This window comes from Streptomyces sp. NBC_01669 (assembly GCF_026339735.1).
Classification (GTDB): Bacteria; Actinomycetota; Actinomycetes; order Streptomycetales; family Streptomycetaceae; genus Streptomyces; species Streptomyces yanii.
The window spans coordinates 1,520,787-1,544,842 of record NZ_JAPEQG010000001.1 but is presented as its reverse complement, the minus strand read 5'-3'; the positions used below and the strand labels follow the sequence as shown (position 1 = coordinate 1,544,842).

Genomic DNA, 24,056 nt, shown 5'->3' with positions numbered 1-24,056 from the left:
TCAGTGGTCGTTGCAGGATGTGGTGACTGGGTGGCTACCGGTCCCCGCCGAGCAGCGGTCCTGCGGCCCGCTCCAATACCGAGTTGACCCGGTTCCAGGTGTCCATGTCCCGTGCCATGGGTGGCAGTTCGGTGTCCACCTCGGATCCCTCGCCGGCGTTCCAGCCGGTGGCGATCGCGACGGGGTCCTCGCCGCCGGCCGCCGCCGCGGCGAGAGCGGCCGCCCCCAGGGCCACCAGTTCGCCGCTGCCGGGCACGATCACGGGCCGCCCCGACAGCCGTCGTACCGTCTCCACCCAGGTGCGCCCCTGCGCGCCGCCGCCGATCAGGCGCAGCGGGCGGGCGGCGACCTCGGGGTCCGCCGGGTCGAGCCCGCAGGCCCGCAGCAGCTCGTCCAGGGCACGCAGCACGGTGACGACCGCGCCTTCGTAGGCGGCGCCGAGCAGTTGCTGCGGGGTGGTGTCGTGCCGGAGGCCGGTGAGCAGACCGGAGGCGGTGGGCAGATCGGGGGTCCGCTCGCCGTCGAGATAGGGGAGGAGCACCGCCTCGCCGCCGGGCGCCGCATCGTTGCGGTCCAGGCCGAGCAGGGCGGCGACCTTGTCCACGGCGAGCGTGCAGTTGAGCGTGCATGCCAGCGGGAGGTACGTGCCGTCGGCCGCGGCGAATCCGGAGAGCGCCGCCGATGCGGGCCGGGCCCGGGAGGCGGCGAAGACCGTACCCGAGGTGCCGAGGCTGAGAACGGGGTGGTCCAGCAGTCCGGCGCCGCCGAGACCGAGGCCGACGGCGGCACTCATGTTGTCGCCCGTGCCCGCCGCCACGGCGATCCCGGCCGGCAGACCGAGCGCCTGCGCCGCCTCCTCGGTCAGCGAACCGGCGCGGGACGCACCCGTCTCGGCCACCTCGGGCAGCAACGCGGCATCCAGACCGAGCAGTTCGAGCAGCTCGGGGTCGTACGTGCCGGTGGCGGTGGAGTACCAGCAGGTGCCCGACGCGTCGCCGGGGTCGGTGACGGCCGCGCCCGTCAGCCGTTCGGTGAGGAAGTCGTGGGGGAGGCGGATCGCGGCGGTCGCGGCGGCGGTCTCCGGCTCGTTCTCACGCAGCCACTGCCATTTCGACGCGGTCATCGCAGCCACCGGGACCGATCCGGTGCGGGCGGTCCAGGCGTCCGCGCCGCCCAGCGTGGCGGTGAGGGCAGCGGCCTGCGGGGCGGAGCGGGTGTCGTTCCACAGCAGGGCCGGGCGCAGCGGGCGGCCCGCACGGTCGAGGACGACCAGGCCGTGCTGCTGACCGGCGACCGCGATGCCGGTGACGGCCGCGGCGGGCACGCCGGATTCCTTCAGGCCGGCGGCGACGGCGGTGCGCAGCGCCTGCCACCACACCTCGGGGTCGGTCTCGCGGGCCCCCGCCTCGCCCGTGACGACATGCGGGGCACGTCCGACGGCGAGCAGCCGGCCGGTTGCGGCGTCGACGAAGGCCGCCTTGGTGGACTGAGTGGAGCTGTCCACGCCGATGACGACGGTACGCGGCGGCATGGGGTTACCTCATTCTCGCGGTGCAGGGGGCCACGGAGGGCCGGAGGGCTGGTGCGACCTATTTGATCGTACGGAAAACAAATTACGCGATCGGGCCCGTTCGGAACAGGGGTCGTCCTTGATTCCCGGTGGTGGGGGGTTTACGTCTCCGCGGGGCACCGTGCATGATTAGTCATGACACTGAACAAATAGAGGTTCGGCGGCCTCCACCGGCCGCGGACCGGACGGCACCGAAGGTGGTCAGACAATGACGGAACGCTTCAAGCCCACCCCGGGGGACAAGTTCACCTTCGGCCTGTGGACCGTGGGCTGGCAGGGGCGCGACCCGTTCGGCGACGCGACCCGCGCGGCGATCGACCCCGTCGAGACCGTGCAGCGCCTCGCCGAGCTGGGTGCGTACGGGGTGACCTTCCACGACGACGACCTGATCCCGTTCGGCTCGTCGGACACCGAGCGCGAGAGCATCGTGAAGCGGTTCCGGCAGACGCTGGACGCGGCCGGGCTCGTCGTGCCCATGGCGACGACGAACCTCTTCACCCACCCCGTCTTCAAGGACGGCGGGTTCACCGCCAACGACCGGGACGTGCGCCGGTACGCGCTGCGCAAGACCCTCCGCAACATCGACCTCGCCGTCGAACTCGGCGCCACCACCTATGTGGCGTGGGGCGGCCGCGAGGGCGCCGAGTCGGGCGGAGCGAAGGATATCCGGGTCGCCCTCGACCGGATGAAGGAGGCCTTCGACCTGCTCGGTGACTACGTCGTCGAGCAGGGCTACGACCTGAAGTTCGCCATCGAGCCCAAGCCGAACGAGCCGCGCGGCGACATCCTGCTGCCGACCATCGGCCACGCCCTCGCCTTCATCGAGCGCCTGGAGCGCCCGGAACTCGTCGGCGTCAACCCGGAGACCGGCCACGAGCAGATGGCCGGGCTGAACTTCCCGCACGGCATCGCGCAGGCCATCTGGGCGGGCAAGCTCTTCCACATCGACCTCAACGGCCAGTCCGGCATCAAGTACGACCAGGACCTGCGCTTCGGTGCCGGTGACCTGCGCCAGGCGTTCTGGCTGGTCGACCTGCTGGAGACCGCCGGTTACGAGGGCCCGCGTCACTTCGACTTCAAGCCGCCGCGGACCGAGGACTACGACGGTGTCTGGGCGTCGGCCGCGGGCTGCATGCGCAACTACCTCATCCTCAAGGAGCGCGCCGCCGCCTTCCGCGCCGACCCGGCGGTCCAGGAGGCGCTGCGCGCCTCCCGGCTCGACGAGCTGGCCCGGCCGACGGCCGAGGACGGCTTGGCGGGGCTGCTGGCCGACCGCTCGGCGTTCGAGGACTTCGACGTGAACGCGGCGGCCGAGCGCGGCATGGCGTTCGAGGTGCTGGACCAGCTGGCGATGGACCACCTGCTCGGGGTCCGCTGACAGCACGGGCGGATGATCCGGGGCCTTACGGCCTGGTGACGACAGCGAGCGGGCTCTCTGTCGTCACCAGGCCGTTACCTGTGTCGGGCAGGTCCGCCCCCGCCTCCGCATGCGAGTCCGGGTCGTACCTGTGTCAGGCGGGTGCGGCCCGGCTCCGGTTCGAGTCCGGGTCGTACCTGTGCAAGGCAGGTCCGGCCCGGCTTCCGTTTCAGCCCGCCACCCGCGCCGCGTACGCCACCGGGTCGGTCAGTACGTCCTGCATCACCAGCGCTGCCGCACCCCGTGCCGCGTCGCCCGCGACCGACGAGGCGCGCAGCCGGCCGCCGCGCGGGGACCACAGCCCGGACACCACCCGGCCCGTCAGCTCCTCGTCGACGGGCGGCGACAGCCACGGCATCAGGCCCCGGTATATCCCGCCGAGCACCACCGCGTCCGGGTCGAGCAGATTCACCGCCCCGGACAGCACTCGCCCCAGCATCCGGCCCGCCTCCACCACGGCGGCCACGGCCCGCTCGTCCCCGGACCGGGTGCGCCGCTCCAGCTCGGCCACCCCGATGCCGCTGCCGGTCTCCTCGATCCCGGCCGCCCGCAGCAGCGCCGCCTGTCCCGCGTACTGCTCCAGACAGCCGCGCGAACCGCACCGGCACTCCGGCCCCTCCGCGTCCACCACCACATGCCCGATCTCACCGGCGAACCCGTGCGCACCGCGCAGCAGTTCACCGTCGATGACCAGGGCGCCGCCGACGCCGATCTCGCCCGTCAGATACAGAAAGCTGCGGATCTCGTCGAGCCCGCCGAACCAGAGCTCGGCCAGCGCCGCCAGATTGGCCTCGTTCTCCGAACTCACCGGCAGTTCCGGGCTGCCGGGACGCAGCGCGGCGAGCGACGCGGCGAAGAGTTCCTCCGCCGCGACCTGATTCCAGCCCAGGTTGGGCGCCTGGCGCACCGCGCCGCCCGACACCAGTCCGGGCAGCGCCAGGGCCACCCCGACCGGGAACAGTTCCTGTTCGGCCGCCGAATCCAGGGTGCGGGCCGCGATCCGGGCCGCCCGCGCCAGCACCTCGGCGGGCGGAGCGCCCCGGTTGTCGAGGTGTTCCGTCAGCCGGACCCGACCAGTGCCCGCCAGGTCCACGACACAGACCGACACGTAGTCGATGTTGACCTCGACGCCGAGCCCGGCGGGGCCGGTGCGCGCCACCTTGAGTGCGGTGCCGGGGCGCCCGGCCTGCCCGCTGAACGTCTTGCCGGACTCGGTGAGGAACCCGCTGTCGAGCAGCTGCTCGACCAGTGAGGACACGGCGGCACGGGTCAGCCCCACGCGTGCGGCCACCCCGGCCCTGGTCGCCTCGCGCTCGCCCTCGTCACGGACGGCCCGCAGCACCAGGCTGAGGTTGCTCCGTCGCACGGTGTCCTTGTCGGCCTTGGGCCCCAGCGTCGTGAGGTTGCTCTTCATATCGCTGCTGAGCCTATGCGATTCCGCACGTCAGTACGGTCCGGAGCGGGCACCGGTTCCCCTCGCAGCATGCGGCGGAAACCGCCGCGTTCGAGGTGCGGGCCGCGACACCGTGGTGACCGGGCGCGGTCGCCGCGTGCCGTTCGCCGCAGCGACGCATGCACGCTCGACTTCAACCTTGCAGACGGAAACGTTGCCCCGGCGCGTCCACAGCTGGTCGTCGTCCGACGGACCGCAGCAACCGGGGCGTGGTGGCCGCGTACGCAGGTACGGGACCACCACGCCCCGGACCGCCGGCTCATGCCGTGGCGCCCCGCTCCTTCAGCATGTCGGCCATCAGCCTGATCTCCGGCTGCTGGCCCAGGACCATGCCCGCCGCCAGGTTCCTGATCTCGTCCGTGCCTGCCGCGTCGGCCGCCGCCTGCGCCATCTCCGCGCCGGCCCGGTGGTGCATGGTCATCAGCCGGAGGAACCGGACCTCGGCGTCCTTGCCCTTCGCCGCCCGCAGCGCGTCCAGCTCGGTGTCGGTCGCCATGCCCGGCATCAGCGAACCATCGCCCCTGGGGGCGACGGTGTGGCCCATCCACTCCATCGGGGGGCGGCCGGAGCTCTTGGCACGGCCCCACATCTCCAGCCAGCCGAGCATCATGCCGCGCTGATTGGCCTGGGTGTTGATGATGTCGTACGCGAGCCGCCGCACGTTCTCGTCGGACGTCCGGTCACGGACGATGAACGACATCTCGACCGCCTGCTGATGGTGGATCGACATGTCGCGCGCGAACCCCACATCGACCGACGTCTCCGCGGGCACGGCCGACCGGGCCGCCCCCTGGGGGGCGGACGACGCGGACGGCCGTACGAGCATGAGTGCCACCAGCCCCAGCGCCAGCAGCAGTACCGCAGCACCCGCCAGCACCATCGGCCGCAGCGCGCGGACCGAGGACGTCACTTGGCGATCCCGCCGGTGCAGGCGGCGCCCGGCTCCGGTGTCTGCGGACCCTGGACGTACTTGGTGAAGAACTGCGCCACGCGTGCGTCGGTCGCGCTCTTCACCGTGACCTGCTTGCCCCAGGCACTGAGGATCAGCGGGGCGTCCTGGTCCTTCACGGGACTCATGAGGGAGTACGGGGTCTTGGCGACGCGGTCCGCGAGCTTCTTGATGTCGGCGGGCTGCGCCTTGTCGTTGTACGTGACCCAGACCGCGCCGTGCTCCAGCGAGTGGACGGCGTTCTCGTTCGGGATCGCTTCGGTGTAGACGTCGGCGTCGCAGTTCATCCAGACCGGGTTGTGGTCGCCGCCGACAGGCGGGTTCATCGGGTAGTCGACCGGCTTCTCGACATGGTTCTGGGTGAGCTTGTCCCAGCTCCGCTCGCCCTGGACGGGGGAGGACTTGGCCTTCTCCTCGGCCTGGTCCTGCTTGTCGGCTGCTGACATCAGATAGCCGCCGCCCGCGACGAGTGCGGCGACGACGGCGACGGAGGCGGAGATGGTGATGATGCGGTTCCTGCGCTCGCGGGCCCGCTCCTTGCGGCGGGCCTCCTCGAGCTTGGCGCGGCGCGCGGCGGCAGGGGTGTTCTGCTTCTTGGCGGAAGCCATGGAGAGTCCTCGGGTTCAAGACGATGTACGGAAAGAGGGCAGGGCGGGAGAAGGGGCCCTGCTTCTAGATCCGTTGAACCTGAAGGCGGAGATGGTCGACGGCGCCCACGGCGTCGTTGGAGGGGCCGCGGATACCGGCGGCGCCGGCGAGCCGGCCGGCCGGAGCGGTGACCGCAGAGCCGGGGAGTGCGACAGGTGCGGCCTGGGCGGGCAGCACGACGGGTGTCGCGTGCTCCGAGAGACCGTGGCAGGAACTGCTGACGCCCCGGTCGTCCGGTGCGACGACCACGACGATCCGCGCGGCGGAGGCCGGGGGCGGAGTCAGGGCAGGAGTCGCGGCCGCGGTCGCGGTTCGGACCGTGGTGTGGTGGGCGGCCGCGCCCGTCTCGGCGAGCGAACAGCACGAGACCATGGCCAGCAGGATGAGCAGCCAGCCGAGAACGGCCGACGCGCGGGCGCCGTCCCGTCGTCGGTCGGTCCGTTCACTGAGTCTGGTCATCCCCGACATCGTACGCGGTGTGTGAAGTTTCAACGAGTGTGGGGATGCTATTAATGTGACGGATGGGGCTTGCCCTGTCGGATCGGCGGGATAGTGTGCCCCGGTGACAACGCACTCGAACGTATCTGCGGGCTGGTATCCGGATCCGCACGGCGCGCCCCAGTTGCTGCGCTACTGGGACGGTTCCCAGTGGACCGAGCACACGAACCCGGCCGGCGGACAGCAGCCCCAGGCTACCGCTCAGCCCCAGGCGCCCGCGCAGGCTCCCGCTCAGTTCCAGATGCCCCACCAGCAGGCGGCCCCCCAGCACCAGCAGGCCGCCCCTCAGCAGCAGGGCATCGCTCCCGGCGGCGCCACGCTCTTCAATCAGCAGGTCCTGGTCGTGAACCAGAAGGCCAAGCTGATCGAGGTGACGAACGAGTACCGCGTCTTCGACCAGCAGGGCAACACGATCGGCTCGGTCATCCAGGTCGGCCAGAGCGCGCTGCGCAAGGTGTTGCGGTTCGTCTCCAGCATCGATCAGTATCTGACCCACAAGCTGGAGATCCGTGACGCGTACGGGCAGCCGCAGCTGCTGCTGACCCGGCCGGCGAAGTTCATCAAGTCCCGGGTCATCGTGCAGCGCCCGGACGGGCAGCCGGTCGGCGAGATCGTGCAGCAGAACGCCATAGGCAAGATCAACTTCGCCATCATGGTGGACGGTCAGCAGATCGGTGCCATCAAGGCGGAGAACTGGCGCGCCTGGAACTTCGCGATCGTCGACCACAACGACGCCGAGATCGCCCGGATCACCAAGACCTGGGAAGGCCTCGCGAAGACGATGTTCACGACGGCGGACAACTACGTGCTGCAGATCCACTATCAGCTGCCCGAACCGCTGCTCAGCCTCGTCGTGGCGACGGCCCTGACCGTGGACACGGCCCTGAAGCAGGACGCCCGCGGCCTCGGCTGACGGAATCCTGTCGTACGCAGCAGCCTGCGCCCCCGTACGTTCACGTACGGGGGCGCAGGCGTGTACGCATGCCGTCGGACGGCGCTGCCCCACGTCGGATGTTCTCCGGCCCGGCGATCAGAGGTCACCCGACAGGCTCTGAGGCGGTCAGTTCGGCAGAGAGGCGTCCGGCCGGTCGGTCTCCTGTATCTCCTCCAGGACCCGGCGGGCCACCGCGAACGCCGAATTCGCGGCGGGCACACCGCAGTAGACCCCGGTCTGCAGCAGTGCCGCGCCGATCTCTTCCGGTGTCAGACCGTTGCGCAGTGCCGCCCGGACATGCATCGCAGTTCCGGGGCGGTGAAGCCGAGTGTGAACCAGCGCGCCGCGGCCCCGGTCGCGACCGGGGCGAGTCCGTCCCGCCGGACCAGCGCCGCCCGCTCCTGCCACGGCCCGGGCTCGCCGAAGCGCGCGGAGGAGCAGACGACGGCGAGCCGGTCGATGCGCTCCCGGTGGTGCACGGCGAGCCAGAGGCCGACCGCGCCGCCCAGCGACACCCCGCGTACGAGAACCGGTCCAGGGACAGCGAGTCGGCCAACCGATCACCAGCGCGGCAAGATCGGCGACCGTCGCACCCGGCCCGATCAGGTCCGCGGCCGATCCGCCGTGTCCGGGCAGATCCCACCGTACGACCCGGTGGGCGGTGGAGAGGTCGGGCGCGACGGCGTCCCAGAGCCCGGTCGACGTACCCAGCGAGGGGCCGAGCAGCAGCGGGGGAGCAGCGGCCGGACCCTCCGTGCGGTGGTGCAGAAGGCGGTCGGGCGGGGAAGTCATCGGCGGTCCAGTGCGCGGTCGGTGAGGGGGCCCGCGGATCCGGTGTACCGGGCGGGGTCGGTCAGTTCGGCCAGATCGAGACCGGCGAGCTCCGGCTCCTCGTCCAGGACGTCGAAGAGCACATCGGAGAGGTCGGTCGTCTCGGACCGGGCCCGGTCCGCCGCGCCCGCCAGGACGTCCCTGGCGCGGGCCCGGCCGATGCGTTCGGCAAAGGCGGCGGCCAGCCGCTCCGAGACGATCAGACCGTCGGTGAGGTGGAGGTTCTCCAGCATGGCGTACGGGACGATCCGCAGCCCCGCCGAGAGTTCGGCGCCGTCCCGCGCGGCGCCGCCGACGAGCCGCAGAAGATCGCGCAGCGGCTCCCACTCGGCGTGCCACGCCCCGGCGGGCCGCTCGTCCTCGGCGGCCAGCGAGCCGTACAGCGTGGCCGCCAGGCCGGGCGCCCGGCGGGCGGCGGCCGCGATCAGCGTGGCGCGCACGGGATTCGCCTTGTGCGGCATGGCGGACGAACCCCCGAGCCGGCCCTCCTCGACCTCGCCGATCTCGGTACGGGACAGCGTGAGCACATCGGCCGCTGTCTTGCCGAGCGCGCCCGCGGTGAAGGCGAGCGCGCCGGCGAGATCGGCGACCGGGGTGCGCAGGGTGTGCCAGGGCAACACCGGCTCCACCAGTCCGAGTTCGCGTGCGTACGCGGCGACGAGGGCGAGTCCGTCCACGCTCTTCTCCTCGAAGGAGAAGGCGGAGAAGGCGGCCAGGGTTCCCGCCGCACCCCCGAGTTGGGCGGGGAGGGAATCCCGTACGGAAGCCAGCCGGTCCCGTGCGTCGAGGATCAGCGCACGCCACCCGGCGACCTTGAGCCCGAATGTGGTCGGCACGGCGTGTTGCGTGAGCGTACGGCCCGCCATCGGTGTGTTGCGGTGCGCGGCGGAGTGCCGCGCCAGCTCGTCCGCCATCCGCATCAGATCGTCGAGCACCCCGGCCAGTGTGCGCGAGGCGACGAGCATTGCCGCAGTGTCCAGGATGTCCTGGCTGGTCGCACCCCGGTGCACATACGGCCGCACCTCCTCGGGCACCGCCGCCGCGAGGTCGGTGACCAGGGGATGACCGGGTTGCCGCCGGAGCGCGCCCGGAGCGCCAGATCCCTTACGTCGAAGCGGTCGGCGTCCGCCGCCTGCGTGACCGCCCGCCCGGCCTCCGCCGGGGCGAGCCCGCATACGGACTGGGCGCGGGTCAGCGCCGCCTCGGCGTCGAGCATCGCCTGCAGGACGGCGCGATCGTCGGTGCTGGTCTCGGCGGGGGAGCCGGCCCGCCCGGGGGCGAGCAGACCGGCATCGTTCTCGTACGTCACGTGAACTCCAGGAAGACCGTTTCGCCGACGCCCTGCAGATGGATGTCGCACCGGTGGGTGCGCCGGTCGGTGGGCGTCGCGATCAGTGTGGCCCGGCGCTCCGCGTCCAGCGACTCCAGCAACGGGTCACCGGCGGGCACGGTGCCGTCCGCAGCCCGCAGACAGATCCGGGTGTACAGGTGGTGGAGCAGCCCGCGGGGGGCGTCGGACGCTCGGGTCATGCGGCCTCGAGGGCGCGCAGCGCGGTGAGCCCCTGGGGCGCGGGCGGCGCGGTGGTGCCGATCGTGTCGGCGGTGCGCAGATCCCAGTCGGTGGCGCCCGGACCTGCCTGATCGCCGAGCCCGGCCTCGATCAGCGCACGGTGGGGGAGCGGGTCGGACTCGACCGCTCCACCATCGCCGAGGTCATCAGCAGACTTTCGCGGCGCGGGCTGCTGGACAAGGTCCGCGACCCGCAGGACGGCCGCCGCTCCCTGCTGCAGCTCACCGAGGACGGGGCGCGCACCCACCGCAGGATCTCCCTGCGGGCGGCCGGGATGAACCAGGTCTTCCTGGGCCCGCTCTCGGCCGAGGAGCAGGCTGTCTTCTTCGATCTGCTGCGCCGGGTCTCGGGCGCGGCCGAAGGGCTGCGTAATCCTGAGGAGCCCCTCGGCGCCGGAACATCCGGCCTCTGACGTCTTCGGGCGTACCCGACAGGCTCTGAGGGCGGCGGACCCGCGCGGCGCCGAGGTGCGCCATCGTGCAGCCGCCGGCCTCCTCGCGCGGATCGGCCTCGGACCGCCGGCCGAAGAGCGCCGTGCAGAACGATGTGGCCGCCGGGATGTCCGGGGTGCTCGGCTCGATCCAGCAGGGACCGCCGGGCACCGCTTCGGAGAGCTTCATTCCGTTCCCTGTGTTTCTCTTCCGGGGACGCGCGCGTGTGCGGGTCTTCCCGCAACCTACGACCGGCCGGGGAGCCGGGCCATCCGGGCGACGGCCCGTGGTCGGGGAGAAGTGTTTTACGGGTGTAATACCTGCTAAGATGTTTGCGTGAGTGATACGACCATGCGAACCCGGCAGCCCTCCGTCCGTAGACTTCCGCTGGCCCCCGCCCTGCGCCTGGCCCGCCCCTCGGACATGTGGTTCAAGCCGGCGCTGAGCGTGGTGGTCGCTTCCGCCGTGCCGAACCTGGTGCTCTTCGCCTTCGGCCGGCTCGACCTCGTCATGTACACGATGGCCGGTTCGCTCTGTGCGCTGTACGGCCACAGCCTCCCGTACGCCCGCCGCGCCCGCACCGTCGCCGCAGTCGTCCTCGGCATGCTCGTCGGCTTTGCGATCTCCCTGGTCGCGGCCTCGCTCACCGACTCGACAGCCGTACTGATCGCCGTCGGCGCACTCCTCGCGGCCGGGCAGAAGGCGCTCTGCGACGCCACCCGCATCGGGCCTCCCGGGCATGTGATCTTCACGTTCGTCACCTCGGCCGCCCTCTTCGCCCCGCAGCACCTGGGCCAGGTGCCCGGGCACCTGGCGCTCACCGTGGCGGCGGGCGCGGTCGCCTGGCTGGTCACCGTCGGTCCCGCCCTGATCCGCCGGGAGGGCCCCGAGCGCCGCGCCACGGCCCGCGCGCTGAACGCCGCCGCCGCATACGCCACCGACCCGGGACACCGCACCCGGCACGCCGCGGCCGCCGCCGTGCACGCCGGCTGGCAGACGCTGCTCGCCGCCGGGCGCCCCACCCCCGTACGCCGGGCGCTGGAACGGCTCCTCGTGCACGCCGAAGCCGCCCTCGCCGAGGCCGCCCTCGGGTCCCGCACCGCCGACCCCGACCGACTGCGTGCCTGGGCGGAGCAGACCCGGGCCCGCGGACCCGTCCCCACCCCGCCGCCCGCCCCCGGCACCGCCGAGGAGCTCTTCGGGATCGACGCCGAGCGCGCCGCACGGCGGACCGGAAGCCGCCGCGACGCCCGCCGGGCACTGTTGCGCGCGCTCGGCCCCGGCTCCCCGCTGTTGCCCATCGCCGCCCGTACCCTCATCGGCTGCGCCCTCGCCGGATACGTCTCCATGGCCCTCGGCGTCGGCCGCCCCTACTGGGCGATCGTCACCGCCGCCTCCCTCTACCAGGCCAACGTCACGCTCTCCTGGAACCGAGCCCTGCAGCGCACCCTCGGCAACCTCCTCGGCGTGCTCGTCTTCGCCGCCGTCCTCCCTGTCACCCGGACGGGGCCGTTGGCGCTCATCGGCTGCTGCCTCGTCTTCAACTTCGCCGCCGAGGCACTGATCACCCGCAACTACTGGCTCGGCTCCATCGCCGTGACCCCGATGGCCCTCCTCGTCATCGAGTTCGGCGGCACCCACCCCGCCGGTGAACTCATCGGCGACCGGGTCCTGGACACCGTCATCGGCGCCGCCGTCGGACTGCTCGCCGCCATGGCCGTCACCAATCGCCGGGCCGCCGGGCGCCTGGAGCGGGCCCTTGCCGCCACCGACCGGGCCCGCGCCCACGCCGCAAAGACCCTGGCCGCCCCGGCACCCCCACCTGCCGCGCTCGACGCCGCTCGCCGCAGGCTGACGGGATCGCTCGTCGAGCTGCGCGAGGCGGGCGACACCGCGGCGGGCGAATGGTGGCAGCGCGCCCTGCCCGAGGAGCGGGTCCTCGCGGCGGAGCAGGCCGGACACCGTACGCTCGCGGCGACAGCAACACGGCAGGGACTGATCGTCCCCGCCCAGGAGAACGGAGCGGTGTGACCGACGACATCGTCGCCTCGGTGGTACGGCAGTGGCAGGCCGTCAACCCGGAGCTGGACACCGGACCGATGGAACTCATCGGGCGCATCAACCGCTGCGCCGCCCTGCTCCAGCAGGCGGAGGACGCCCCGCTGCGCTCCGCCGGACTGAGCCGCGCCGAGTTCGACCTGCTCGGCGCGGTGCGCCGTACCAACCGTGAACTCACCCCCGGTGAACTGGCCAGGGAAACGTTTTCCTCCGGCGCCGCCGTCACCAAACGCCTCCGGGGCCTCCAGGAGCGCGGCCTGGTCGACCGCCGCAGTGATGCCCGGGACCGCCGCGTCGCGCATGTCCGTCTCACCGACGAGGGGCGTGCCCTGGTCGACGAGCTGCTGCCCCGGCAACTGGCGTACGAACGCACGGTGCTGTCCGGTCTCGACGAACGGACCCGTGGCGAACTCAGCTCCCAGCTCAGTGAGTTGCTGGTCCAACTGGAGGGACGCCTCGGCGGGGCCCGGCGCTGAACCACGCACCGGACCCCGCTCCGCGCGAGTGGGTGACGGCCACCGGTTGTCAGGGGTGGCGCGGGGGCCGGTCGGCACGGGCTCCGCCGGGCGCCGGCCCGAGCAGCGACGCGGACTGCCGCAGTTCTTCGGCCCGGCGGACGAGTGCGGCTTCGTCGCTGTGGTCGGCGGGCGCCGACGCCATCAGGGCGAGCCACTGGCCGGCTGGAGCCGGCCAGTGGCACGGCTACGGAGTGCATGCCCCACACCGACTCCCCGCGGCTGAGCGCATACCCGCGCTCGCGGATCCCGTCGAGTTCCGCAAGCAGCGCGGAACGGGTGGTGAGGGTGTGCGGGGTGACCTCCGGCAGTTGCTCCTCCGGGTAGAGCGAGCAGACCTGTTCCGTCGTCATCCGGGAGAGCAGCAGCTTGCCGCCGGAGGTGGCGTGCGCCGGCTGCGTGCGCCCCGTCTCCAGCATCACCCGTACGGGGTGGGACGACTCGCGCCCGTCGGTGATGATGATCTGGTCGCCGATCAGCGCAGCGCTCTGCACGGTCTCGCCGGTGCGCCGTACGGCGTCGTCCAGGACGGCTCCCAGTTGTTCGCGGACGGCGGTGCCGAAACCCGCCGGGCGGCCGAGCCGTACCAGCTCGGGGCCGGCCGAGTAACCGCGGCCGGAGGAGTCACGGATCGCGAACCCGCGCCCTTCCAGAGTGCTGAGCACCCGGTATCACTGCGACACTTTCGACGATCGTCACTCCTTGCACGCGGCCGGAGGCGCTGCGTGCGAAAACTCGTGAGTGTATTACCGCGGGAACGCTCGCGCAGGGGGTTGGGTGAATGTGCCGAAGCACTGTCTCGATCTGACTAAGCTCACGCGCAGTGAAGTCGAGTTGATATGAATTCGAGTGCTTGTTCCCTCGTGCCCTACAAGTGCGTATACCTCCCGAATCAACCGCCAGAGGTCTTAGATGGCTCGTGCTGAATCACCGCCGACCCACCGAGAAATCCCCCTTGCCCGAGCCGCGTTGCTCCCCGTGCTCCTGACGGCCGGAGCGACCGCCGCCGCCGCGGCGCTGGTTTCCGGGGCCACCCGGGTGCCAGTCGTCTCGTGCGGTGCGGTCACTACCGTCGTGGTCGCCGCGCTCACCGTCGCGCTGGCCCGTCGCGCCCGCGCGATGCGCAGACAGCGCGCGGAGTACGAGCACCGCCTCGCCGTCCTGGAACACCGCCTCGCCACCCATGACGAAGAGGCCATCCGGATCAACAAGGAGCTCCTGCCGGCCGCGATCCACCGGCTCCGCGTGGGCAATTCGCCCGATGAGGTGCTGCGCGACATCGTCGACGCCGACGAGGTGTACCGCGACCTTCCCGAAGCCCAACGCGCCCTCGTCCGCACGGTGCTGAACATCATCGACAACGAAGAGGCGATGCGCGACTCCGCGCAGCGCGCCTTCGTCAACGTCGCCCGGCGCGTCCAGGCGATCGTCCACCGGCAGGCCAGCGAGCTGCGGGAGATGGAGGAGCACCACGGGCGAAACCCCGATGTCTTCGACGACCTGCTCCGCATCGACCACGGCACCGCGCTGATCGGCCGGCTCGCCGACTCCATCGCGGTACTCGGCGGCGCCCGCCCCAGCCGTCAATGGCCCAAGCCCGTACCGCTGTTCAGCGTGTTGCGCGGTGCCATGTCCCGGATCCTCGAATACCCGCGCGTCGACCTGCACTCGATCGCCAAGGTCGCCATCATCGGCACCGCCGTCGAACCGCTCATCCACGTTTGCGCCGAACTCCTCGACAACGCCACCCGCTACTCGCCGCCGCAGACCCGTGTGCACGTCACCGCGGTCGAGGTCCAGACCGGCATCGCCATCGAGATCGAGGACGGCGGCGTCAGCCTCAGCGAGGAGGCCCGTGCGCGGGCCGAGAACATGCTCGCCCGGGCCCAGGCCGGGTCCAGCATGAACGACCTCGGCGAGTCCCCCCGGCTCGGCATGGCCGTCGTCGGCCGGCTCTCCCGGATGTACGACCTCCAGGTCTCGCTGCGACAGTCCGCGTACGGCGGTGTCCGCGCCGTACTCGTCGTGCCCCGTGCCATGATCACCACCGGTCCCGCCCCGGGTATCGCCCACGGCATCGGCGCCACGTCGAGGCCCACCAGCGACATCGACGTGGCGGGCATGAAGCACGTCGTCCCGCCGCGCAGCAAGCGCCGCAAGCCTCTCCCGGTGGAAGCCCGCCCGGCCACCGGACCGGTCGCCTCCGACTCCCGGCCGGTGGCCGCGTCGGCGGCCATGGGCGACGACGCCCCCGTCGTGACCGAGTGGACCGCGGGCGGACTCCCGCAGCGCCGCAGCCGTGGCCGCGCACCGCTGGGCTCGCACAACCTCCCCGCGCAGCCCGCCGCTCCGCCCTCGGGACAGCGCAACGGTCACGCCAACGGGAGCGACAGCGGCAAGGAGCAGCCCCCCGGGCTCTGGCTCGAGGCCTTCACCAACGCCGTCAACGGCGTGCCGCAGGAGCCGAGGACCGGCGAAGACACCGATGACGCGTGGGACAAGGGAGACCTGAAGTGATCCAGCAGCGCGGAAACATGGACTGGATGCTCAAGGAACTGGCCGACGACGTTCCGGACATCCATCAGATCGTCGTGCTCTCCGCGGACGGCCTGCGCATCGCCCGGCACGGCGGCGACCCCGATGTCGCCGACCGCCTGGCCGCCGCCTGTGCCGGACTGCAGAGTCTGGCGGCCGCCGTCGCCTCCGAAATCCCTTACAGCGACGGTCTGATGCGGCTCGTCGTCATCGAAGTCACCGGCGGATTCTTTTACTTGATGGCCGCGGGGACCGGTGCGTACCTTGCCGTCCTCGCCGGAGAGACGGTGGACGCGGGACTCGTCGGAGCACGGATGCGCGACATGGTCGTCCGCATCGGTGCCCATCTCACGAGCCCGCCGCGCCATGACGGGCAGGCCGGATGAGCTCTCCCCGACGAGAGCGCCGGGAGGCTGATCCGGCGCTGAGCGACCCGGAGCGGCTGTACGTCATCACCGGCGATCCCGACGGCGGCGAGCGAGCGGCGCTCGACCTGGTCACGATGGTCGTTGCGAAGGAGCAGCCGACGCCGACGGTCCAGCCCGAGCAGGCCGTGATCCTACGGCTCTGCCAGGCACCGTTATCCGTCGCCGAGATCTCGGCCTACCTCAGCCTGCCGTTCAGCGTGGTGACCTCGCTCCTCACCGAACTCCTCGCGAGCGAACTGATCGAATCACGCGCGCCCATCGTCCGCGCCACTCTCCCGGACAGATCCCTTCTCGAAGCGGTGATGCATGGACTTCAGAAACTCTGACACGATCACCGGCCCCAGGACCGAGGACATCCTTCCGACCACGGCCACGGCCGCCGTGAAGGTGGTCATCGTCGGCGGGTTCGGGGTCGGCAAGACGACCATGGTCGGTTCCGTCAGCGAGATCCGGCCCCTCACCACCGAAGAGACCATGACCCAGGCCGGGGTCGGCGTGGACGACAACTTCGGGGTGGAGAGCAAGACCGCCACCACGGTCGCCATGGACTTCGGCCGGATCAGCATCAGCGAGGAACTGATCCTCTACCTCTTCGGCACCCCGGGCCAGGAACGCTTCTGGTTCCTGTGGAACGGTCTCTTCGAGGGCGCCCTCGGCGCCGTCGTCCTCATCGACACCCGGCGTCTCGAGGTCAGCTTCGACGTGATCGGACGCCTGGAAGAACGCGGTGTGCCGTTCGTCGTCGCCATCAACACCTTCCCGGACGCCCCGAAGCACCCCGTCGAGGCGTTGCGCAGCGCACTGGACCTGCCGGACGAGGTGCCGATGATCGACTGCGACGCCAGACTGCGCGGCTCCAGCCGCGATGTGCTGATGACCCTGATGCGCTATCTGCACAGCCTGGCCGTCCCGCTCGCCTGACCACCCCCTGCTCGCACGCCGTCTGATCATTCGCACTGATCCTTGGAAGCCTGATCCCTGGAGCGATCGTGACAACCCCTTTCCATCACGAGCCCGGAGCGGCCATGGGGCCGGTTCCGCCCCCCGAGTGCCCGGCTCACGGACTCGGCGTCGGACCCGGCGGGCTGCGCCGGTTCTACGGCCCCGAGGCCGAGCGGGACCCGGCCGGGCTGTACGACAAGCTGCGCGCCGAACACGGCACGGTGGCGCCGATCCTGCTGCACGGAGACGTACCCGCCTGGCTGGTGCTCGGGCACAGCGAGAACCTGCACATGACCCGCACCCCCTCGCAGTTCTCCCGCGACTCCCGGCGCTGGCGGGCCCTGCAGGACGGCAGCGTCGCCCCCGACCACCCGCTGGCCCCGATCTTCACCTGGCAGCCGGTGTGCGTCTTCGCCGACGGCGCCACCCACGAGCGGCAGCGCGGCGCGGTCACCGACAGCATGGCGCGCATCGACCACCGCGGCGTCCGCCGCCACATCAACCGCTACAGCAACCGGCTCGTCAACGAGTTCTGCCAGGACGGCCGTGTCGACTTGGTCGGTCAGTTCGCCGAGCGGCTGCCGATGATGGTGATGTGCGAGATTCTCGGCATGCCCGAGGAGTGCAACGACCGGATGGTGCAGGCCGCCCGCGACATGACCCGGGGCACGGCGACCGCCGTCGCGAGCAACGCGTACGTGGTCGCCGCACTGGACCGGCTCGTCCGACGCCGCCGGACCGAACCCGCCGCCGACTTCGCCACCTGGCTCGTCGAGCATCCCGCGGGCATGACCGACACCGAGGTCACCGAGCATCTGCGGCTGATCCTCATCGCCGCGTACGAGGCGACCGCCAACCTGATCGCCAACGTGCTGCGGATGGTCCTCACCGACCCTCGGTTCCGGGCCAGGCTCAGCGGCGGCCACATGACGGTGCCGGAGGCGGTCGAACAGACCCTGTGGGACGAGCCGCCGTTCACCGCGGTCTTCGGCCGCTGGGCGGTCGGCGACACGGAGCTGGGCGGGCAGCGGATCAGGGAGGGCGACGCGCTGATCGTCGGCATCGCACCCGCCAATACGGACCCGGTGGTTCGTCCCGATCTGGCCGCCGACATGGAGGGCAACCGCGCGCACCTGGCGTTCAGCGGCGGACCGCACGAGTGCCCCGGGCAGGACATCGGACGGGCGATCGCAGATGTCGGCGTCGACGCACTGCTGATGCGTCTTCCCGACCTCGAACTCGCCGTCGAAGAAGGCAAATTGAACTGGATCGGGAACATCATGTCCCGGCATCTGCTGGAGTTGCCGGCCGGCTTCGCGGCACGCTCGCCGCAGGACGACGACGAGCTGCCGTCGATGGCGCGGAGCACACCGCCGCGCGAGGACTGGGAGGGGCAGTCGCCGGTCTCGCACACGACTCCCGCGCCCGTTCCGGCGGGGGTGGCCGCGCAGGCCGGGCAGAGCCCCGCAGACGGGGTGCGGACCGATGCACCGCCCCATGGTGCGTCCGCCGACCGGATCCCGCAGCAGCGCAGGCCCGCCGCACCGGCTCGGCTGTGGCATGCGGTGACACGGTGGTGGAGCGGCTCCTGACCGGACCGTCCGCGGGACGACATGCATACGGGCCGGTGGCCCGGGGCCCCTGGCTCCGGGCCACCGGCCTGCGCGGTGTTGCCGTGGTGGCGGGCACGGCGCAGGCACAAGGTCCCCCGTACCATGCGGAAGCGTGAAGCTGACAATTCTGGGCGGCGGCGGATTCCGGGTCCCACTCGTGTACGGGGCGCTGCTCGCCGACCGTGCCGAGGGCCGTGTCACCGCCGTCACCCTCTACGACACGGACGCCGACCGGCTCACCGCCATGGCCCGCGTCCTCGCCGATCAGGCCGAAGGGGTGCCGGACGCACCCGCCGTCCTTGCCACGACCGAGCTCGACGAGGCACTGCGCGGCGCCGACTTCGTCTTTTCCGCCATCCGGGTCGGTGGTCTCGAAGGACGTGCCGCCGACGAAAGGGTGGCCCTCGGCGAAGGCGTGCTCGGGCAGGAGACGGTCGGTGCGGGCGGCATCGCCTATGGACTGCGCACCGTCCCCGTCGCCGTCGAACTCGCCCGGCGCATCGCCCGGCTCGCCCCGCACGCCTGGGTCATCAACTTCACCAACCCGGCGGGTCTGGTCACGGAGGCGATGTCCCGTCACCTCGGCGACCGGGTCATCGGCATCTGCGACTCGCCGGTGGGCCTGGGCCGCCGGATCGCCCGGACCCTCGGCGTCGACCCCGAGCGGGCCCGGATCGACTATGCGGGCCTCAACCACCTGGGCTGGGTACGCGGGCTGCACGTCGACGGCCGCGACGAACTGCCGCGCCTGCTCGCCGACCCGCGCCTGCTCGGCTCGTTCGAGGAGGGAAAGCTCTTCGGTACCGACTGGCTGCAGTCACTCGGTGCGATCCCCAACGAGTACCTGCACTACTACTACTTCAACCGGGAAGCCGTCCGCGCCTACCAGGATGCGGAACAGACCCGCGGCGCCTTCCTCCGCGATCAACAGGAGGGCTTCTACGCCCGGATGAAGGACCCGGCCGCTCCCGCCTTTCCGGCCTGGGACCGGACCCGCGCCGAGCGCGAGGCCACCTATATGTCGGAGAACAGGGAGGTCGCCGGGGTCGGCGAGCGCGACGAGAGCGATCTGGAGTCCGGCGGGTACGAGCAGGTCGCCCTCGCACTCATGCGGGCCGTCGCGCGTGACGAACGGACCTCGCTCATCCTCAATGTCCGTAACCGCTCCACGCTCTCCGTGCTCGACGCCGACGCCGTCATCGAAGTGCCGTGCCTCGTCGACGCGAACGGTGCCCGTCCCGTCAGCGTCGACCCCCTCCCGTACCACGCCGTCGGACTGGTCACCGCGGTCAAGGCCGTCGAACGCGCCGTCCTGGACGCGGCCGCGAGCGGCTCACGCGCGACCGCCGTCCAGGCCTTCGCACTGCACCCCCTCGTCGACTCGGTCTCGGTCGCCCGCCGACTGGTCGACGGATACACGAAGGTCCATCCCGGGCTCGCCTACCTGAACCGTCCTTGAGGGCCCGGCCCTGCCTCCTGGTACCGCCTTCGGGCTTTCCGTGCCCGAAGGCGGAGCCGGCTGTCGGCCGCGGAAGGAGGGCGGGTGCCCCGGCCGGTGTACCCAACCTCCCGGGCCCCGGGCGCCTGCCCCGCCCGTCGGCGATCAGCCGAGGGAATAGGCATCACCTCCCACGGTGAAGGCGGTCGGCTTGCCGTTGCTGACCGACGAGGAGCCGGTGAAGCCGAACCCCACCGAGGAACCCGCCGCGACGTTGCCGTTCCAGGCGACGTCGGTGGCCGTGACCTTCGCCCCTTCCTGCTGCGGCGTGGCGTTCCACATCTGGGTGACCTTCTGCCCGTCGGGGAACGACCAGCCCAACTGCCAACCGTTCCACGATGTATCACTCGTGTTGGTGACCGTCACATCCGCCTGGAAGCCCCCGGACCACTCCTGGGTGACCTTGTAGGTCACCGAGCATTCGGCGTTCGCCGGCGGCTCCTCCGGATCAGGGTCCGGGCCGGGGTCGGTGCCCCCGCTGTCGCCGTCGGGGGAATTGCCGTACATGATTCCGCGTCCGTTGGTGGAGACGTACACCCGGCCGAAGACCCGTGGGTCCCCGGTGATCGCCGCACCGGTCCAACCCCACTGGTGTGCATCGTCGTTGATCCTCGTCCAGCTCGCTCCGGCATCTGTGGACCGGAAGATTCCGCGTACCCCGCCGATCTTCGCGCTGACGAAGACCGTCTGGTACGAGGCTCCTGTGGCGGCCTTGCCGAAGCCGACACTGTCCGCCTGCTCCACACCGGAGACCCTGCTGAACGTCGCACCCGAGTCGGTGGAGTGCCACAGACCGTACGTCCCCGTGCCGCCAGTAGGGCGGCGATGGGTCTTGCGCTTGAGCGCACGGGAGAGTCCTCTCCGAGCGGGACCGCCAGAAGTGGCGGTGCGGGTCCGATACAAAAGTGGGAGCGCTCCCATGTGCAGGATGATGGTAGCGGCGCATCCCTTCCGGGAGAAGGGATGGCGTACAGGGTCATCGGATGACTTCCCGGACCCGGACGACTGCGCAGTGGGCGGCCGGAGTGTCCGCCGCGTCCCTGAACACGCGCCGTGCCGCACCCGGGTGGCGCGCCCGGACTGCTCGGGCCGGACCCACCCGGGGATCACACTTCCTCCTGGTGCGTACGGCGACGAGCCTGCACACGGCGTCGAACTCCTTGCGGAAAAAGTCGGTTTCACGCCTGAGCCCGGTTCCCTACACTGACCGGGAATCGCGCGCTACCACGCCAACGCGGCGCGCGCCGTGACGAGTGAGGGGAGCCCGGCCGTGCGCTACCGCACCGCTGTTGTTGTTCCCCGGTCACGGTATGAGGTGATCCTGGTGTCTTCGTACGCCCGGTGCCGGCTGCGCGGCCGGAACCGGATGTCCGTGACGAACACCTGACCCCTGTCAGCCCGGTGTCGAGTCAACCGGTCGGGAACATCCCGATGAGGTTGCGCCGGATCAGGGGTTCCCACGTGGCCTGACTGCGGGCCCATTCGTCCCGGAAATTGCGCTGCCCGCTCCGGATCATCCCGAAAGGCCATGGGCCGTGCGCACCAACCTGAACCGTCATCCCACAAGCCCGCTGACCGGCGTCCGTAACCTCGGCATCCTCGCTCACGTCGATGCCGGCAAGACCACCATCACCGAACGGATCCTGTACGTCACCGGGTCCACGTACAAGCGTGGCGAGGTCCATGACGGGACGACCGTCACCGACTTCGATTCCCAGGAACGCGACCGTGGGATCACCATCTTCGCCGCTGCGGTGAGCTGTGCCTGGGACGGCCACCGGATCAATCTGATCGACACCCCGGGCCACGTCGACTTCTCCGACGAGGTGGAGCGCTCGCTGCGGGTGCTGGACGGCGCGATTGCGGTGTTCGACGCTGTTGCCGGGGTCGAGCCGCAGAGCGAGTCGGTGTGGCGGCAGGCCGATCGCCACGGGGTGCCGCGCATCGCCTTCGTCAACAAGCTGGACCGGGCCGGTGCCGACCTCGACACGGCGGTCGAGTCGATCCGGGCACGGTTGCATCCGGCCCCGCTGGTGGTCCAGTTGCCGATCGGAGCGGAGGACGGGTTCACAGGGGTGGTGGATCTGCTGCGCATGCGGTCGCTGGTCTGGGCCCGCGACACGTTCGAGGAGGGCCCGGTGCCGGAAGCGCTGCGCGAAGAGGCGCACCGGCGTCGCCGGCTGCTGGAGGAAGCGGTGGCGGAACTCCACCCGGTCGCTCTGGAGGAGTTCTGTGCTCAGTCGACGGTCTCCGCGCAGACTCTGGCATCCGCGCTGCGCGACCTGACCCGTACCGGTGAGGGCGTGGTGGTGTTGTGCGGCTCGGCGTACCGCAACTGCGGGATCGAGCCGCTGCTGGAGGCCGCCGTGGCCTATCTGCCCTCGCCGCTGGACGTGCCGGCGGTACGTGGCACCCGGGGCGGCGAGCCGCAGGAGCGGGCCGCCGACCCGGCGGCGCCGTTCGCGGCGCTGGTGTTCAAGGTGAATTCGACCGCCACGGGGCGGCTGACGTACCTGCGTGTGTATTCCGGAACGATCGAGAGGGGAGATGCGGTGCTGGACGTCGGCGCGCGGCGCACCGAGCGGATCGGCCGGATTCTGCGGGTCCAGGCCGACCGCCATGCGGAGACGGACCGGGCGGTGGCCGGGGACATCGTCGCGGTGGTCGGACTGAAGTCGGCCCGTGCCGGGGCCACGCTGTGCGTACCCGCAGCTCCTCTGCTCCTCGAACCGCCGACCGTCGCCGAACCGGTGGTCTCCGTCGCGGTCGAGGCCCGCAGGCGCACCGATACGGACCGGTTGGTGTCGGCGCTGGCGCGGCTGGTCGAGGAGGATCCCTCGCTTGCGGTCAGGACCGACCGCGAGACGGGCCAGACGGTCCTGTCGGGGATGGGCGAATTGCATCTGGAGGTGGCGGTGGAGAAGATCCGGCGCGCCCATGGACTGGATGTCGGCATCGGTCGGCCGAGGGTGGCCTACCGGGAGACCGTCGCGCGCGGTGTGTCGGGGCTGGTGTACCGGCATGTCAAGCAGGACGGAGGCGCCGGCCAGTTCGCCCATGTCGTCCTCGACACGGAGCCGTTGGAGTCCGCCCCGGGCACGTCCGGTGACAACGGCACCGGCAGTGCAGTGGACTTCGTGTTCCGGTCGACTGTCGTCGGTGGCAGGGTGCCGCAGGAGTTCGTCCGGGCGGTGGAGGCCGGCTGCCGGGATGCTCTTGTCGAGGGGCCTCTCGGCGGTCACCCGGTGACCGGGCTGCGGGTCACGCTGACCGACGGAGCCACCCATGCGAAGGACTCCTCGGAGATGGCGTTCCGGACGGCCGGCCGGCTCGCACTTCGGGAGGCCCTGCGCGCCGGTGTCATGGTGCTGCTGGAACCGGTGGTCGAGGTCACGGTCACCGTGCCCGACGACGCCGTGGGCGGGGTGCTCGGCGACCTGGCGGCACGGCGCGGCCGGGTCTCGGGTTCGGTCGCACGGGCGGGCACGGCGGTGATCACCGCGACCGTGCCGCTGGCCGAACTGTTCGGCTACGCGACCCGGTTGCGCAGCCGGACCCAGGGCCGGGGGACTTTCACCACCCGTCCCACCGGCTTCGCCCCGGCGCTCAGCAAGGCGCCCGACGGGATGGAGTCCCGGTGACACAACGGCCGGCCCCGCCGAACCAGGGCGGGGCCGGACCGGCGGTCGTGCCTGCCGGCCCGGTTCGCCCTGTGCCGCGGCATACCGGACCCGTATCCCGCGCATGCCTGCGTGGACCGAGCGGCCGGCATGCAGAGCGGCTGTCGTGACGGAACTCAGCAGAGGCGCCGGCCTCCGGTCGCGGCACAGGTGGTCGGGGCCGTGCTCGGCCGGGCCCGGCGTGCACCGCCGGGCCGCCGCGCTCACCCGCGCTCACCCGGGCCCGGTTCGCACAGGCTCCGTGGTCGGTCACCGCGACGGGCTTGCCCTGCGCGAGGCGCGCGTGCAGCCCGGACCGGGAGGTGTCTGTGATGCAGGTGGCCCATGGCCCGGTGGGCATCGGTACCGCCGCGGTCGAACGGGCGCCGGTCGCCGAACTCCTGGAGGCTGAGGCGAGGTGAACCGCCCGCCGACGTGGGCACGGGCCGCTCCGGCGGCGTGGGCGAGCGTGGAGTTGACAGGCTCCCGCACCCGCATGCCGTACGG

The 24,056-nt window shown here is 71.5% G+C and carries 17 protein-coding genes and 6 pseudogenes; 12 read left to right on the top strand and 11 right to left on the bottom strand.

Annotated features, from left to right (window positions below; genetic code table 11):
• Positions 1-34: 34 nt before the first annotated feature.
• Entirely contained in the window at positions 35-1,531 is a 1,497-nt protein-coding gene (xylB, locus tag OG972_RS06935) for a xylulokinase (RefSeq protein WP_266979262.1), read from the bottom strand.
• Positions 1,532-1,778: 247 nt separating this feature from the next.
• On the opposite strand from xylB, the gene xylA reads away from it, so the two are divergent.
• A complete protein-coding gene (gene xylA, locus OG972_RS06930) occupies positions 1,779-2,948 on the top strand; it encodes a xylose isomerase (protein ID WP_266979260.1) in 1,170 nt (389 codons plus the stop codon).
• A gap of 208 nt (positions 2,949-3,156) precedes the next feature.
• Here xylA and OG972_RS06925 read toward each other — a convergent pair whose 3' ends face one another.
• The 4 genes from OG972_RS06925 to OG972_RS06910 all read right to left on the bottom strand — a co-directional run bounded on the left by OG972_RS06925 (position 3,157) and on the right by OG972_RS06910 (position 6,496).
• Positions 3,157-4,401 (bottom strand): ROK family protein, encoded by a 1,245-nt coding sequence (locus OG972_RS06925; protein ID WP_266979258.1) that lies wholly within the window; start codon positions 4,399-4,401, stop codon positions 3,157-3,159.
• 298 nt (positions 4,402-4,699) lie between these two features.
• Positions 4,700-5,350, bottom strand: a complete 651-nt coding sequence (locus tag OG972_RS06920; RefSeq protein ID WP_266979257.1) for a DUF305 domain-containing protein — start codon at positions 5,348-5,350, stop codon at positions 4,700-4,702.
• Positions 5,347-5,997, bottom strand: coding sequence for a DUF3105 domain-containing protein (locus OG972_RS06915; protein WP_266979255.1), 651 nt, complete (start codon positions 5,995-5,997; stop codon positions 5,347-5,349). Before OG972_RS06915 ends, OG972_RS06920 begins: the two co-directional genes overlap by 4 nt.
• A 64-nt stretch (positions 5,998-6,061) precedes the next feature.
• Positions 6,062-6,496: a hypothetical protein gene (locus tag OG972_RS06910; RefSeq protein WP_266979253.1), complete on the bottom strand. Its 435-nt coding sequence runs from the start codon at positions 6,494-6,496 to the stop codon at positions 6,062-6,064.
• A 103-nt stretch (positions 6,497-6,599) separates the two neighbouring features.
• Here OG972_RS06910 and OG972_RS06905 point away from each other — a divergent pair, with 103 nt between their 5' ends.
• The gene (locus OG972_RS06905) at positions 6,600-7,448 is read left to right on the top strand and encodes a phospholipid scramblase-related protein (RefSeq protein ID WP_266979251.1); all 849 of its coding nucleotides are present in this window, start codon (positions 6,600-6,602) and stop codon (positions 7,446-7,448) included.
• Positions 7,449-7,595: 147 nt separating this feature from the next.
• Here the strand turns inward: OG972_RS06905 and OG972_RS06900 are convergent.
• The 3 pseudogenes from OG972_RS06900 to OG972_RS06890 all read right to left on the bottom strand — a co-directional run.
• A pseudogene (locus tag OG972_RS06900) lies at positions 7,596-8,261 on the bottom strand (alpha/beta fold hydrolase).
• A pseudogene (gene pcaB, locus OG972_RS06895) lies at positions 8,258-9,609 on the bottom strand (3-carboxy-cis,cis-muconate cycloisomerase). Before pcaB ends, OG972_RS06900 begins: the two co-directional pseudogenes overlap by 4 nt.
• A pseudogene (locus OG972_RS06890) lies at positions 9,606-9,806 on the bottom strand (protocatechuate 3,4-dioxygenase subunit alpha); the annotation flags it as partial. The pseudogenes OG972_RS06890 and pcaB, both read right to left, overlap by 4 nt.
• 131 nt (positions 9,807-9,937) lie before the next feature.
• On the opposite strand from OG972_RS06890, the pseudogene OG972_RS06885 reads away from it, so the two are divergent.
• From OG972_RS06885 to OG972_RS06875, 3 genes and pseudogenes are all read left to right on the top strand, one after another.
• Positions 9,938-10,282 (top strand): annotated as a pseudogene (locus OG972_RS06885) (MarR family winged helix-turn-helix transcriptional regulator); the annotation flags it as partial.
• Between the two features lie 355 nt (positions 10,283-10,637).
• Positions 10,638-12,332: an FUSC family protein gene (locus OG972_RS06880; protein ID WP_266979249.1), complete on the top strand. Its 1,695-nt coding sequence runs from the start codon at positions 10,638-10,640 to the stop codon at positions 12,330-12,332.
• Positions 12,329-12,835 (top strand): MarR family winged helix-turn-helix transcriptional regulator, encoded by a 507-nt coding sequence (locus OG972_RS06875; protein ID WP_266979247.1) that lies wholly within the window; start codon positions 12,329-12,331, stop codon positions 12,833-12,835. The genes OG972_RS06880 and OG972_RS06875 overlap by 4 nt, the downstream gene beginning before the upstream one ends.
• 49 nt (positions 12,836-12,884) lie before the next feature.
• Here OG972_RS06875 and OG972_RS06870 read toward each other — a convergent pair whose 3' ends face one another.
• Together OG972_RS06870 and OG972_RS06865 are read right to left on the bottom strand one after the other, a co-directional pair.
• On the bottom strand, positions 12,885-13,019 hold the full coding sequence (locus OG972_RS06870; RefSeq protein ID WP_266979245.1) for a hypothetical protein: 135 nt from the start codon (positions 13,017-13,019) through the stop codon (positions 12,885-12,887).
• 70 nt (positions 13,020-13,089) lie between these two features.
• Positions 13,090-13,293 (bottom strand): annotated as a pseudogene (locus OG972_RS06865) (IclR family transcriptional regulator C-terminal domain-containing protein); the annotation flags it as partial.
• 493 nt (positions 13,294-13,786) lie between these two features.
• On the opposite strand from OG972_RS06865, the gene OG972_RS06860 reads away from it, so the two are divergent.
• From OG972_RS06860 to OG972_RS06835, 6 genes are all read left to right on the top strand, one after another.
• Positions 13,787-15,391 (top strand): sensor histidine kinase KdpD, encoded by a 1,605-nt coding sequence (locus OG972_RS06860; protein ID WP_266979243.1) that lies wholly within the window; start codon positions 13,787-13,789, stop codon positions 15,389-15,391.
• Entirely contained in the window at positions 15,388-15,795 is a 408-nt protein-coding gene (locus OG972_RS06855) for a roadblock/LC7 domain-containing protein (RefSeq protein WP_037698641.1), read from the top strand. Before OG972_RS06860 ends, OG972_RS06855 begins: the two co-directional genes overlap by 4 nt.
• Positions 15,792-16,163, top strand: coding sequence for a DUF742 domain-containing protein (locus OG972_RS06850; RefSeq protein ID WP_266979240.1), 372 nt, complete (start codon positions 15,792-15,794; stop codon positions 16,161-16,163). Before OG972_RS06855 ends, OG972_RS06850 begins: the two co-directional genes overlap by 4 nt.
• The gene (locus OG972_RS06845) at positions 16,144-16,758 is read left to right on the top strand and encodes an ATP/GTP-binding protein (protein ID WP_266979238.1); all 615 of its coding nucleotides are present in this window, start codon (positions 16,144-16,146) and stop codon (positions 16,756-16,758) included. Before OG972_RS06850 ends, OG972_RS06845 begins: the two co-directional genes overlap by 20 nt.
• 68 nt (positions 16,759-16,826) lie before the next feature.
• The gene (locus tag OG972_RS06840) at positions 16,827-18,371 is read left to right on the top strand and encodes a cytochrome P450 (protein ID WP_266979236.1); all 1,545 of its coding nucleotides are present in this window, start codon (positions 16,827-16,829) and stop codon (positions 18,369-18,371) included.
• A 133-nt stretch (positions 18,372-18,504) separates the two neighbouring features.
• Positions 18,505-19,851: a 6-phospho-beta-glucosidase gene (locus OG972_RS06835; RefSeq protein WP_266979234.1), complete on the top strand. Its 1,347-nt coding sequence runs from the start codon at positions 18,505-18,507 to the stop codon at positions 19,849-19,851.
• Between the two features lie 144 nt (positions 19,852-19,995).
• Here OG972_RS06835 and OG972_RS06830 read toward each other — a convergent pair.
• Positions 19,996-20,688: pseudogene (locus OG972_RS06830) on the bottom strand (cellulose binding domain-containing protein); the annotation flags it as partial.
• Positions 20,689-21,425: 737 nt separating this feature from the next.
• Here OG972_RS06830 and fusA point away from each other — a divergent pair.
• Positions 21,426-23,531 (top strand): elongation factor G, encoded by a 2,106-nt coding sequence (fusA, locus tag OG972_RS06825; protein WP_266979232.1) that lies wholly within the window; start codon positions 21,426-21,428, stop codon positions 23,529-23,531.
• Positions 23,532-24,056 lie beyond the last annotated feature (525 nt).

What these genes read in the sequence shown, in the direction of transcription:
- xylA (WP_266979260.1), top strand. Translation starts at nt 1,779, where the DNA reads ATGACGGAACGCTTCAAGCCCACCCCGGGGGACAAGTTCACCTTCGGC.
- OG972_RS06925 (WP_266979258.1), bottom strand. Translation starts at nt 4,401, where the DNA reads ATGAAGAGCAACCTCACGACGCTGGGGCCCAAGGCCGACAAGGACACC.
- OG972_RS06870 (WP_266979245.1), bottom strand. Translation starts at nt 13,019, where the DNA reads ATGGCGTCGGCGCCCGCCGACCACAGCGACGAAGCCGCACTCGTCCGC.
- OG972_RS06910 (WP_266979253.1), bottom strand. Translation starts at nt 6,496, where the DNA reads ATGACCAGACTCAGTGAACGGACCGACCGACGACGGGACGGCGCCCGC.
- xylB (WP_266979262.1), bottom strand. Translation starts at nt 1,531, where the DNA reads ATGCCGCCGCGTACCGTCGTCATCGGCGTGGACAGCTCCACTCAGTCC.
- OG972_RS06850 (WP_266979240.1), top strand. Translation starts at nt 15,792, where the DNA reads ATGAGCTCTCCCCGACGAGAGCGCCGGGAGGCTGATCCGGCGCTGAGC.
- OG972_RS06845 (WP_266979238.1), top strand. Translation starts at nt 16,144, where the DNA reads ATGGACTTCAGAAACTCTGACACGATCACCGGCCCCAGGACCGAGGAC.
- OG972_RS06915 (WP_266979255.1), bottom strand. Translation starts at nt 5,997, where the DNA reads ATGGCTTCCGCCAAGAAGCAGAACACCCCTGCCGCCGCGCGCCGCGCC.
- OG972_RS06860 (WP_266979243.1), top strand. Translation starts at nt 13,787, where the DNA reads ATGGCTCGTGCTGAATCACCGCCGACCCACCGAGAAATCCCCCTTGCC.